The organism is Pseudorhodobacter sp., from assembly GCF_034675685.1.
In the GTDB taxonomy this organism is placed as follows: domain Bacteria; phylum Pseudomonadota; class Alphaproteobacteria; order Rhodobacterales; family Rhodobacteraceae; genus Pseudorhodobacter.
The window spans coordinates 68,722-81,003 of sequence record NZ_JAUCDA010000013.1; the positions used below are offsets into that span (position 1 = coordinate 68,722).

General features: G+C 58.7%; 11 protein-coding genes. 6 read left to right on the plus strand and 5 right to left on the minus strand.

Annotation, left to right across the window (positions count from 1 at the left end):
- Positions 1 to 89: 89 nt before the first annotated feature.
- The 3 genes from glgC to VDP61_RS10350 are packed head-to-tail and all read right to left on the minus strand — an operon-like array spanning position 90 to position 6,024.
- The gene (gene glgC, locus VDP61_RS10340; protein ID WP_323006829.1) at positions 90 to 1,361 is read right to left on the minus strand and encodes a glucose-1-phosphate adenylyltransferase; all 1,272 of its coding nucleotides are present in this window, start codon (positions 1,359 to 1,361) and stop codon (positions 90 to 92) included.
- A gap of 47 nt (positions 1,362 to 1,408) precedes the next feature.
- Positions 1,409 to 3,601 carry a 1,4-alpha-glucan branching protein GlgB gene (glgB, locus tag VDP61_RS10345; RefSeq protein WP_323006830.1) on the minus strand — a complete coding sequence of 731 codons (2,193 nt, stop codon included), beginning with the start codon at positions 3,599 to 3,601 and terminating at the stop codon, positions 1,409 to 1,411.
- Between the two features lie 17 nt (positions 3,602 to 3,618).
- On the minus strand, positions 3,619 to 6,024 hold the full coding sequence (locus VDP61_RS10350; protein WP_416236526.1) for a glycogen/starch/alpha-glucan phosphorylase: 2,406 nt from the start codon (positions 6,022 to 6,024) through the stop codon (positions 3,619 to 3,621).
- Between the two features lie 261 nt (positions 6,025 to 6,285).
- Here VDP61_RS10350 and VDP61_RS10355 point away from each other — a divergent pair, with 261 nt between their 5' ends.
- Positions 6,286 to 6,720, plus strand: a complete 435-nt coding sequence (locus tag VDP61_RS10355; protein ID WP_323006831.1) for an Rrf2 family transcriptional regulator — start codon at positions 6,286 to 6,288, stop codon at positions 6,718 to 6,720.
- Positions 6,721 to 7,108: 388 nt separating this feature from the next.
- Here VDP61_RS10355 and VDP61_RS10360 read toward each other — a convergent pair whose 3' ends face one another.
- Both VDP61_RS10360 and VDP61_RS10365 read right to left on the minus strand, forming a co-directional pair.
- Positions 7,109 to 7,843: a GNAT family N-acetyltransferase gene (locus VDP61_RS10360; protein ID WP_323006960.1), complete on the minus strand. Its 735-nt coding sequence runs from the start codon at positions 7,841 to 7,843 to the stop codon at positions 7,109 to 7,111.
- Between the two features lie 225 nt (positions 7,844 to 8,068).
- Entirely contained in the window at positions 8,069 to 8,539 is a 471-nt protein-coding gene (locus VDP61_RS10365; RefSeq protein WP_415234166.1) for an outer membrane protein assembly factor BamE, read from the minus strand.
- A gap of 171 nt (positions 8,540 to 8,710) precedes the next feature.
- On the opposite strand from VDP61_RS10365, the gene VDP61_RS10370 reads away from it, so the two are divergent.
- The 5 genes from VDP61_RS10370 (at position 8,711) to ihfA (ending at position 12,235) form a co-directional block, all read left to right on the plus strand.
- Positions 8,711 to 9,298: a DUF177 domain-containing protein gene (locus tag VDP61_RS10370; RefSeq protein WP_323006832.1), complete on the plus strand. Its 588-nt coding sequence runs from the start codon at positions 8,711 to 8,713 to the stop codon at positions 9,296 to 9,298.
- A gap of 194 nt (positions 9,299 to 9,492) precedes the next feature.
- Positions 9,493 to 9,699 (plus strand): 50S ribosomal protein L32, encoded by a 207-nt coding sequence (rpmF, locus tag VDP61_RS10375; RefSeq protein WP_323006833.1) that lies wholly within the window; start codon positions 9,493 to 9,495, stop codon positions 9,697 to 9,699.
- A gap of 29 nt (positions 9,700 to 9,728) precedes the next feature.
- Complete coding sequence (gene plsX / locus VDP61_RS10380) at positions 9,729 to 10,856, plus strand: phosphate acyltransferase PlsX (protein WP_323006962.1); 1,128 nt, start codon at positions 9,729 to 9,731, stop codon at positions 10,854 to 10,856.
- Positions 10,853 to 11,827: a beta-ketoacyl-ACP synthase III gene (locus VDP61_RS10385; RefSeq protein ID WP_323006834.1), complete on the plus strand. Its 975-nt coding sequence runs from the start codon at positions 10,853 to 10,855 to the stop codon at positions 11,825 to 11,827. The genes plsX and VDP61_RS10385 overlap by 4 nt, the downstream gene beginning before the upstream one ends.
- 105 nt (positions 11,828 to 11,932) lie before the next feature.
- Complete coding sequence (gene ihfA / locus VDP61_RS10390) at positions 11,933 to 12,235, plus strand: integration host factor subunit alpha (RefSeq protein ID WP_323006835.1); 303 nt, start codon at positions 11,933 to 11,935, stop codon at positions 12,233 to 12,235.
- Positions 12,236 to 12,282: the final 47 nt, after the last annotated feature.

Here is a 12,282-nt window from a genome sequence, read left to right on the forward strand (position 1 = left end):
CGCTTTGCTTTTCCAAAGTCTCTTTGGAAAAGCAAAGCGACTTTGGGGGGCAGAAAGCCCCCCGGGCCGGCGGCCGCCGGCCCCCTGCGCTAACCCAGTTTTCGCGCCCGCATGTCCAGCATATCTTGCGTGACAAGCACCACACCGGCATCGGTCCGGCGAAACCATCGCGCATCGGCAATCGGGTCTTGCCCCACCACCAAACCCTCGGGAATAATCACACCTCGATCAATCACGCAGTTTTTCAACTCGGCTTTGCGGTTCACAATCACATCGGGCAGGGCCACCACATATTCCAGACTGGAAAAGCTATGGGTGCGGCAGCCGGTGAACAACAGGCTGTTCGATACCGACGACCCCGAAACAATACAATCGCCCGAGACCAGCGACGACACCGCCGAACCACGGCGGTCGTCCTCATCATGGATGAACTTTGCGGGGGGCTTGATCTCGGCATAGGTCCAGATCGGCCAGGCATTATCGTAAAGGTCAAGTTTTGGTACGAAATCGGTCAGGTCGATATTGGCTTGCCAAAACGCATCAATGGTGCCGACATCGCGCCAATAAGGTTCGGTTTCCAGGCCACTGGTCACGCAGCTTTCGGAAAAGCGATGCGCCATCGCCTTGCCGTTTTTCACAATATCGGGGATCAGATCATTGCCGAAATCATGGCTGGAATTGCTGTTTTCAGAATCACGGATCAGCAGATCACGCAGGAAATCCCAGTTGAAAACATAGATCCCCATCGAGGCAAGCGCCGAATCCGGATCGCCGGGCATAGCGGGCGGGTTGGCCGGCTTTTCCAGAAAGGCCGTGACGCGCAGCTCGGCATCAACATCCATGACACCAAAGGCCGAGGCTTCGGCCAAAGGCACGGTCAGGCAGCCAATTGTCACATCGGCCCCGGTTTCAACATGCTGCTGCAGCATGATTTCATAATCCATCTTGTAGATATGGTCACCGGCCAGAATGACAACGTATTTCACGCCATAACTGTCAACAATATCAATATTCTGGGTCACGGCATCGGCGGTGCCCAGATACCATTTGTTCTCGGACACCCGTTGCGAGGCGGGCAGGATATCCAGATATTCATTACGCTCGGCCCGGAAAAAGCCCCAACCGCGCTGCATATGGCGGATCAGGCTATGCGCCTTGTATTGCGTGGCAATCGCCATCTTGCGGATACCCGAGTTCAGCGCGTTGGACAGCGCAAAGTCGATGATCCGGGTCTTGCCGCCAAAATAAACGGCAGGCTTGGCGCGCTTGTCGGTCAACTCTTTCAAGCGGCTGCCACGGCCACCGGCCAGAACAAAAGCCATGGCCTGCGATGACAGCCTTTGATGTGTGCGTGGTTGCATTCGGTCTCCCCTCCCGTGAAATCATATGCCCCGGCGGTGCCGGGCGGTCATCGGCCTTGCTGAAAAAAGACGGTCGCCAGTGGTGGTAAGGTGATCATTGCCGATTGTGGCTGGTTGTGGCTTGGCGTGGCCTCGGTTTGCACGCCGCCAAAATTGCCACGATTGCCCCCGCCATAGCACAGGGCATCGGTGTTCAGCACTTCTTTCCAGCGCCCTGCTTTTGGCAGGCCAAGGCGAATATGACGCTCAACCGGGGTAAAGTTGCAGACAACCACCATCGGCGCATCGTCGGGCCCGCCGCTCCGAACAAAGGCATAGGTAGAGCCGTCGGCATCTTCACTGGAAATCCAGTCAAAGCCCTGGGCGCGCGTATCATGCAGGTGCAGCGCGGGGGTGGTGCGGTACAGCCGGTTCAGATCGCGGATCAGGCTTTGCATACCGCGATGGGGCAGGCCATGGTCGCCGTCAAGTTCGTGCCAATCAAGGCTGCGGCCATGCGCCCATTCGCCGCTTTGGGCAAATTCACAGCCCATGAACAGCAGTTTCTTGCCCGGATGGCCCCACATGAACCCGTAATAGGCGCGCAGATTGGCGAACTTCTGGTCGCGGTCGCCCGGCATCTTGGCCAGCATCGAACCTTTGCCATGCACCACCTCATCATGGCTGATCGGCAGGATAAAGTTTTCGGACCAAGCGTAATGCAGGCCAAAAGTCATCTGGTGGTGATGGTGTTTGCGGTGGATCGGATCATGTTTCATATAGGACAGGGTGTCATTCATCCAGCCCATGTTCCATTTGAAGCCAAAGCCAAGCCCGCCATGATCAACCGGCCGTGAGACGCCGGGAAAGGCGGTGCTTTCCTCGGCCACGGTCATGATGCCCGCCACCTCGCCGTAGGCGGTGATGTTCATGTTTTGCAGCAGGGCAATCGCTTCGTAATTTTCGCGCCCGCCATCGCGATTGGGGATCCATTGGCCCGCATCGCGGCTGTAATCGCGATACAGCATAGAGGCGACAGCATCGACGCGCAGCCCGTCCAGATGGTATTCCTCCAGCCAATACAACGCATTGGAGATCAGGTAATTCGCAACCTCTACCCGCCCGTAGTTGAAGATCAGGGTGTTCCAATCCTGGTGGAACCCTTCGCGCGGGTCGGCATGCTCATACAGCGGGGTGCCGTCGAAACGGGCCAACCCATGGGCATCCGATGGAAAATGGCCAGGCACCCAATCCAGCAACACGCCGACGCCTGCCTGATGGGCCGCGTCGATAAAGGCCCGAAATTCAGGTGGTGTACCGTGGCGAATCGTGGGCGCAAAAAGGCCGACGGGCTGATAACCCCAAGAGCCATCGAACGGGTATTCCGAGATCGGCATCAGCTCGATATGGGTAAACCCCATATCGGTAACATATGCGACAAGCTGATCGGCAAGTTCGGCATAGCTGAGCATGCGATCACCGGGCGCGCGTTTCCAAGATGCCAGATGCACCTCATAAACGGCAATGGGGGCATCAACCGACTGCGCGGCACCGCGGGTCTGCATCCATTCAGCATCCTGCCAATCGGGGTTTCGCAGATCACGCACCACAGATGCATTGGCGGGTGGATGCTCTGACCCGTAACCAACCGGATCGGATTTCAGCGGCATCACAGCGCCATCATGGCTGCGCAGCTCATATTTATAGATCATGCCTTCGGTCAGCTCGGGGACAAAAATTTCCCACACCCCTGTTCCACCACGCAGGCGCATCGGTGTACGGCGGCCATCCCAGATATTGAAATCACCGACCACCGAGACGCGCTGTGCATTGGGGGCCCAGACGGCGAAATGCACGCCCTCTACCCCCTCATGGGTGATCAGATGTGCGCCCAGACCTTGCCACAGGCGCTTGTGCTTGCCCTCGCCCAGCAGGTATTCATCCAGCGCCCCCAAAACCGGACCAAAGCGGAAAGGGTCGTCAAATTCCCATTCCGCGCCGCTGCCCTTGGCGCGCAGGCGATAGGCGGTTTGGTCTGGCAGGTCAGCGGTGAAAAAGCCGGGAACATCCTTGAAGGGCGTTGCCACGATCTGTGTCTGTGCCAGAACCGTCAGTGTTTCGGCCCCCGGCACAAAGGCGCGCAACTGCCACGCCTCGCCCACGGGATGTAGCCCAAGCACCGAAAACGGGTCGCCATGCGTCCCTTGCGCAATCGCGCGCACGCTGCGGGTGGCCAGCGATTTGGTCGATCCCTTGGGCATAGCCCCCCCTTTGGCCCTTACAGGGCCGACTCTACAGACCAGATATCAGTCATATAGCCACGAATTGTGCGATCAGACGAGAAGAAACCAGAGCGCGCCGTATTCAACGCCGCCATGCGCAACCACAGGTCACGGTTTGCATAGGCAACATCCACCCGGGCTTGAGCCGCAAGATAGGCGTCAAAATCAGCCGCCACGAGGAAGTAATCGTGATGCCACACGCGATGGACCAGATCATGGTAGCGATCAGATTGGCCGGGCGAAAACTGCCCTTCGGCAATCGCTTGCAGCACGGCTTGCAAGGGGCTGCTGGCCTCTATCGCCCGGCGGGCGTGATCGGGGGTTTCGCGGCGGGTAACGACCTCGGCTGCCGTAAGCCCGAAAAGAAAGAAGTTTTCCGCCCCGACCTGTTCCAGTATTTCAACATTCGCGCCGTCAAGCGTGCCAATGGTCGGCGCCCCGTTCATCATGAACTTCATGTTGCCGGTTCCCGATGCCTCTTTGCCGGCGGTCGAAATTTGTTCCGACAGATCCGAAGCCGGGATCAGCCGTTCGGCCATCGAGACGTTGTAATTGGCGGGAAACACGACTTTCAGCAGGTCACCAACTTCAGAGTCATTGTTAACAACGGCCGCCACATCATTGACAAGACGAATGATTTCCTTGGCCACAACATAGCCCGGTGCCGCCTTGCCGCCAAAAATCTTGACGCGGGGCACCCAATTTCCGTTGGGGTTGGCCTTGATCGCCTGATAGCGGGCGACGGTTTCCATGATGTTCAAAAGCTGGCGTTTGTATTCGTGGATGCGTTTTATCTGCACGTCGAATATCGCGTCGGGATTGACCTTGATGCCACATTCGCCGGCTAGCCAATCGCCAAGCGCCGCCTTGTTCTGGCGCTTGGCCGCATCGAAAGCGTCACGAAAAGCGGCATCCTCGACATGAGGTTCAAGCGCTTTCAGGCGATCAAGATCATCCTCCCAGCCTGCCCCGATGCTGTCGGTTATCAGGCCGGCCAGCGGGCGGTTTGCCATGCGCAGCCAGCGGCGCGGTGTGACGCCATTGGTCTGATTGATGATGCGGCCGGGGTGAAGTTTGTCGAGTTCCGGGAACAGGTTTTGTTTCACCAGATCGGAATGAAGCGCCGAGACGCCATTCACGCGATGCGCGGTGATAAAGGCCAACTCGCCCATCCTGACCTCATGGTGCTTCACGATGCCGATGTAATGCGGGCGGTTGGGGTTGGCACGCCGATGCGCGCTGTCAATCTGCTCGACAATCTGCATATGGCGCGGCAGCACAGTGCCAAAGGTGAATGTGGTCCATTTTTCAAGCGCTTCGGGCAAAAGCGTGTGGTTGGTGTAGCCAAGACAGGCCTGTGTGGTTTTCAGCGCCTCATCAAACGCCAGCCCGTGGTCATCCACCAGCAAGCGGATCAGTTCCGGCCCGGCTATGGCGGGATGCGTGTCATTCATCTGAATGGCGACGTGATTGGGCAAGGCGCGAACATCAAGGCCAGCGGCGACATGCCGGCGCACGATGTCCTGAAGCGCGGCGGAAGTCAGGAAAAACTCCTGTTTCAGGCGCAGCTCCTTGCCCTGATAGGTAGTGTCATCGGGATACAGCACACGGCTAAGCGTGCGGGCCAGCGCCTCGGGTTCGGCGGCGGCGGCGTAATCGCCCCGGTTAAAGCGTTCCAGATCAAACTGGGTGGTGGCCTTGGCCCCCCACAAACGCAGCGTATTGGCCCATTTGCCCTGCCAGCCAACCACCGGCATATCATAGGCCGAGGCGCAAACCGTTTCCGCCGGTACCCATCTGTTGCCCTCCATCTGGCCTTTGAAGGGGATGGTATAGGCGGCCTCGGGGCGGGCAAATTCCCACGGGTTGGATTGCGACAGCCAGTCTTCGGGGGTTTCAATCTGAACGCCCCCCTCAAACCGCTGGCGAAACAACCCATGCTCATAGCGGATACCATAGCCATAGGCCGGGCAGCCAAGTGTTGCCATGCTTTCCATGAAACAGGCGGCCAAGCGGCCCAGACCACCATTGCCAAGGGCGGCGTCGGGCTCATCCTCGATCAAGGCGCGGTAATCCTGGCCGAACGCGGCCATGGTCGTGCTTGCCTCGGCGTCCAGCCCCAAATTCATGGCGGCATCTTCCAGAATGCGACCGATCAGAAATTCCATCGACAGATAATGGACCCGCTTGCGCTGCTCGGCCCAAATGCGGCGGGTCGAGGTGAACCACGGGCCAACCACCCGATCACGAATCGCAAAAGACAGGGCCATGCGCCAATCATAGCGGCTGGCGTGATCCGGGTCTTTGCCAAGGGTAAAGGTCAGGTGCCGCAGCACATCATCAGCCAAGGCGCCATGCGTCACAGAGGGGGCAGCTTGAAGCGGTTTGAGCGGCGTGTTCACGAGTGGTTTCCTAATGTGGCGTTGGCCCCGATTTCGGGACGGAAAAAAGCTATGGTTCAGTTTGCGCATATGGCCCAGGAACGGCAAGCACCCAATGGCTGCGGCACGATGCTATCTTGCACTGCAATCACCGATAGCGCTAACAAAGTCAAGCAAAGCGGGGTTTATTGCCGTGACTTAGGCCATAACCTCTGATCTAGATCATGGTTTTCCGGTATTTTGCGCGATAAGGCTTGATGGCTTGGGCCTCAGGGGAAACGCATGAAACTTACAATCCGAACCAACCTTGCCATGCGCACGCTGATGTTTTGTGCCGCCAATCCGGGGCGCACAGTGCGCAAGCAAGAGGTGGCAACGGCGTGCAATGCCTCGGAAAACCATCTGTCGCAAGTGATCCACAAGCTGGCAAAAGCCGGATTCATCACAACGGTACGGGGGCGCAGTGGCGGGCTTTTGCTGCGGCGCGACCCGGCGGGCCTGCCGGTTGGTGAAGTGGTGCGCTGGTTTGAAAGCTCGGTCGCGCTGACGGAATGTCTAAGCGCCGATCGTGGCAATTGCCCGCTTGTCGCAAGCTGTTTGCTGACCTGTGCCTTTTCCGACGCGCTGAAGGCGTTCTATGATTCGCTGGATCGGGTCACGCTGGCGGATCTTGTACACAACAACACGGGCCTGAAAGCCTTGCTTAAAGTGGCCTGACCGCAGGGTTTTGGGGGCCTGCGGCGCAAAAAAACACGACGGCTTCGGCTGAAACCTGCCGCCCGCTGTGGCCTTTATCACAAGACTTCGTGTTCACCGCCCACCCCCTCTTGAAGTTGGCAATTTACGCGACTAGATCGCCGCACTCTTGCCATATTGCTGCCAATCGCTGGCCGCAACTGACCCCTAAAATTTTAGTGATCTGACTGGTGCAAGACAGTCGTCACAATCGGAACCAAAATCATGGCCAAAGCCCCTGTTTCGCAACAACAAGGCAGCACCCCTGCCCCGACCCAATCGCCGCAACAGCAGGGACAAGCACCCAGCAGCAGCCAGCAGCAAGGCCAGACGGTCTTTCGGGACTGGGCGGCGATTTAAGCCAAGCGCATCACCCCGCGACAGCCCGCAGCAACCGCGCCCTTGCGGGGGGAATGGCGTCAATTTCGACCCCGGTAAACACATGCATCGTATGTAACTGCCGGTCATAAACCGCATGGCCGCTGACCCAGCCCCCCATCAGCAAATAAGTGCGCAGCAAAGGCGGCAGATCGGCTTGGGCGCGGGGCTGGTTCAGGCTGCGGCTTGCAAGGCCGGTTTCAAAATCAAACCGCTCTGGCGCTTTGGGCTTGGGCGCCCATTGCGCCGGGGCACGGTATTTGCGGTGCAGCAAGCCGAACGCCTCCAGATGCGGTTCGGCGGCATCGCCGGAAAATGAACTGCACCCGAACAAAAGCCGCACCCCGGTTGCATCGACCCATTGGGTCAACGCGCCCCAGGCGATGCGCAAGATATCGGGGTCAGGGTGGTTGGGGTGCAAACAAAAGCGCCCGATCTCGAGCATGGGGCCCGGAAACCGGGTCAGCGCAGACAGGTCATAAAACTGCGCAGAATAGCTGTGCAAGATGTCAGCCCCGGCCATCAGCGGCAAAACCCGGAAATACCCGACCAAAGCCGGGATCTGGCTGTCCTCTATCAGGATATGGCTGCACCGCGCGTCGAAACTGTCGGTATCGGCGCCATTGCCCTGCCCAAAGCACAGGCCCCGCAAGGCGAATGCTGCGTTCAGATCGGCGCGGCCCGAGGCGGTCCGGGCAAGATAGCGCCCTTTGCGCAGATACAACAACCGATCCATCCTTTTGGCCTGGGCAGCATGGTGGGCGATGGGGCAAATATGCAGGGTGCCGCAGGGCGATGCAAGCCAAACCGATGCTTGGTTACGCCCCGGCCCCGAAAATGCGAATTGTTTTTGGCGGGCTGCGACGGGGCTGCGGCTGCAGGATCATCCCGGCAAGGCTAAGGGGCTGAAGGCCAATCGGCTTCAGCCCCGGATCACGCCTTGGGTGCAGGCCTATTCCTGAATGACATCTTTCGCGCGAAGCCTGCCGACGCTGCTGAACAACTGCCGCAAGAAACTTACACCTTTGATATTGGTTTCGGTCACACGCCGCGACAATGGCACGATGCGCCCTTCCGCCAGCCCGAAGCGTTCGACATTCTCGACAACGCCGCGCTGATCAAAGCTGATCGCAACCACCTGACGGTCAATTTCTTCTGGGGCTTTGGGCCCTAGCTGCTTGAACGTGCTTTGAACATAGTACCAGCCCTGCTCGTTCAAAAGTGTCGATACCGAGGGCCTGCCGATGATTCCAGCCACATCATCGCGCGACGACACCCCGACCTTGATTGCTTCCAGATCGTTGTCGGTGGGCACATAGCCGTGATTGCGATAGACCGCCGAACAGGCAGAAAGCGCCACGATGCACCCTGCCATGACCAGCTGCGCGAACCGCGCCCGTATCTTGCTTGCCTGCACTTCCATTGCACCCTCTTGCCTATGAGGCACAAGCCCCGTATCCCGATCCGGTTTCCCGGCGTTACCTTTGGCTTACAGAAGGATAGGCTTCTGTTCAAGAAAGGAACGCATTTGCGCCGGATCGCGTTGCAATATCGGCAGCCTCAGGTTTGGCTGTGACAGATCAAAGGACAAAGCATGACCCAGACCCATGATCACGGCCTTGCCGCCATTCCCCTCACCGAGCCGTTTCGCGTGGCGGGCCTGTCCAGCCGCAAACCCAATCGGTTTGACCTTGCTCCAAACGCCCGGATGCGGGCTGCGATTGCGGATTATCTGGCGATTACAGCGGTTCGCAAGCTGCGGTTTGTTGGCACGATCACCCCCAAAGGGCGGCATGACTTTATTCTGGAGGCGGTTTTGGAGGCGGTGGTAGAGCAAGCCTGCGCGATCAGCCTTGAACCGGTGGTCACAGAGCTGCGCGAAGACGTGCTGCGCGTCTATCTGTCCAACTGGCAAGAGCCACAGGGCGATGAAATGGAAATGCCCGAGGATGACAGCACCGAGGCCTTGGGCGAGGTGATTGATGCAGGCCATGTGGCCGTAGAGGCGCTGGCGCTGGCGCTGCCCCCCTTTCCACGCGCCCCCGGTGCGGTTTTGGAAGTGGCCGAGTTCACAGCCCCCGGCACCGCCCCTTTGCGCGACGCCGATCTGAAACCGTTTGCCGGCCTGGCCGCCTTGAAGGCCCGGCTGGAAAAACCGGATGATGCGCCACCGCAAGACTGATACACACAGGCAAGAAGGGCACGCTTGGCTGTGCGGTTTTCAATGCCTGTCAGAAAGGACTTGCACACAGCCAGAATTGCAGTATGTTCCGCGCTTCGTTTACAGAGTGGATCAGACGCGCCCAGACCATCGGGTAACGGCCAGATCCCAAAGGAAAATCAGGGCATTAGCCCTCAAAACCCCGAGGTCGAGCCATGGCTGTCCCGCAGAACAAAGTTACAAAATCCAAGCGCAACATGCGCCGTGCACATGATGCATTGGTCGCTTCCAACCCGGCTGAATGCTCTAACTGCGGCGAGTTGAAGCGCCCGCACCATGTTTGTGGTGCGTGCGGTCACTATGACGCCCGCGAAGTTATCGCCTCCACAGCCGAGACTGATCTGGACGAGGACGCGGCGTAAGCCGTCCGTCATTGCCCTAACGCATGACGATGAGCCCCGATACAGCTGACACGACCCAACTGGGCCCTTCCGGGCAGGCTACAGGGCGAATTGTGATTTCGGTTGACGCCATGGGCGGTGACCGGGGCCCTGCGGCAGTTGTCGCGGGGCTTGTGCTATCGGCAGAAATGAACCCCAGAATCGCCTTTATCCTGCATGGAGATGAGGCGGTTCTGACCCCTTTGGTGAACAAGCACCCCGAGTTGTCGGGGCGCTGTGCGTTGCGTCATGCGCCGCGCGTGGTCACGATGGAAGACAAACCTGCCCAGGTGATGCGCAATGGCGAAGGCACCTCGATGTGGTCTTGCATTGAAAGCGTCAAACTGGGTGAGGCAACGGTTGCCGTGTCTTGCGGCAATACCGGCGCCTTGATGGCGGTGGCGATGATTCGCCTACGCCGTCTGCCCGGCGTAACCCGCCCCGCCATTGCCTGTCTCTGGCCCTCTCGCAACCCCGGTGGCTTCAATGTGATGCTGGATGTGGGCGCCGATGTTAAGGCCGAACCCGAAGATCTGTTGCAATTTGCGACCATGGGCGCCTCCTATGCCCGCAATGGTTTGAACCTGAAACGTCCGCGTGTGGGCCTGCTGAATGTCGGCACCGAGGAAAACAAGGGCAGACCAGAGCTGAAGCAAGCCTTTGAACAGATGCCAGCCGTGGCCGCCGTTGGCGATTTCGATTTTGTGGGCTTCGTTGAAGGCGGCGACATTCCCGGCGACCGGGTGGATGTGATCGTGACCGATGGATTCAACGGCAATATCGCGTTGAAAACCGGCGAGGGCACGGCCAAACTGATGTCGGATTTCATCCGAGAGGCGCTCGGGGCCAGCCTGCTGTCGCGACTGGGCGCGCTTTTGGCCCTGGGGTCTTTGCGCCGATTGCAAAAGCGGATGGACCCGCGCCGGATGAATGGCGGGGTGTTTCTGGGCCTGAACGGCACTGTGGTAAAATCGCATGGGTCAGCCGATGCAACAGGCGTTTCGGCGGCCATAAAACTGGCGTTCGAGCTTGCCAAATCCGGGTTCAATGAACGGTTGGCCGCACGCGTTGCATCTGCGGGCCGCGCGGGGCAAGATGCCAGCGGGGATGTAGATTCTGGGAATGGTAGGGCCACATGACGATTTGCGCCGTTGTTAAGGGCGTTGGGCATTATTTGCCCGAACGCATCGTGCCAAATTCTGAATTTGAGGCCACGCTGGATACCTCTGATGAATGGATCCGCAGCCGTTCCGGCATAGAGCGCAGGCATTTCGCAGCCGAAGGGCAAACCACCTCGGATCTGGCGGCAAAGGCCGCAGTCATGGCGTTGGAAAATGCAGGGCTGGCAGCGAATGATATTGATGCGATTGTGGTCGCAACCTCGACCCCTGACCTGACATTTCCATCGGTTGCGACCATGGTGCAGGAAAAGCTGGGCATGACCCGCGGTTTTGGCTTTGATGTGCAGGCAGTTTGCGCGGGGTTCGTTTTTGCCCTGTCCACGGCAAATGCCCTGATCGTTTCAGGCCAGGCAAAACGGGTTCTGGTTATCGGGGCCGAGACATTCAGCCGAATCCTTGATTGGACCGATCGGTCAACCTGCGTGCTTTTTGGCGATGGTGCCGGTGCTGTCGTGCTGGAGGCCGAGACAGGAACCGGCACGACGAGCGATCGGGGCGTGCTGTCTGCGGATTTGAATTCGGATGGGCGCTATAAGGATATTCTTTTTGTCGATGGCGGGGTTTCGACCACCGGGCAATCGGGCAAGGTACGGATGCAAGGCAACGTGCTGTTCCGCCAAGCGGTTGAAAAGCTGGCAACAACGGCGGATACAGCCTTGGAAAAGATTGGCCTGTCTGGCGCCGATGTCGATTGGATCGTGCCGCATCAGGCCAATTTGCGCATCATCGCAGCGACAGCGGCGCGGATGAATGTGCCGATTGAACGGGTTGTGCTGACAGTGCAAGATCACGGCAACACCTCGGCGGCATCAATCCCTTTGGCGCTTTCGGTTGGCGTTGCGCGCGGCCAGATCAAGCCGGGCGATCTGTTGGTGGTCGAGGCGATTGGCGGCGGGCTTGCCTGGGGCGCGGTCGTGCTGCGGTGGTAGGCTATTTCGGGCCTAATACGCAGTCTTAGGTCCGTCACGCAAGCCTCTGATATTGACTTGGGTTTTCAAACCACGCATTCTTACCGGAAAAATCAGGGGGATGGAATGAGTGAAAAGACATTGACACGTATGGACCTTAGCGAAGCGGTGTTTCGCGAAGTGGGTCTGTCACGCAATGAGTTGGCGCAACTGGTCGAAAGCGTTTTGATGCATGTGTCGGATGCCTTGGCATCTGGTGACACGGTGAAAATATCTTCTTTCGGGACGTTTTCGATCCGCGACAAGACCGCTCGGATTGGCCGGAACCCAAAAACCGGCGATGAAGTGCCGATCAGCCCGCGCCGGGTTTTGACCTTCCGCCCCTCGCATCTGATGAAAGACCGTGTTGCCGCCGGAGGCAAAAGGTAAAGTGGTTTGCACAGCTTCCTGACCCGATCGCCGACAGATCTGGGCAG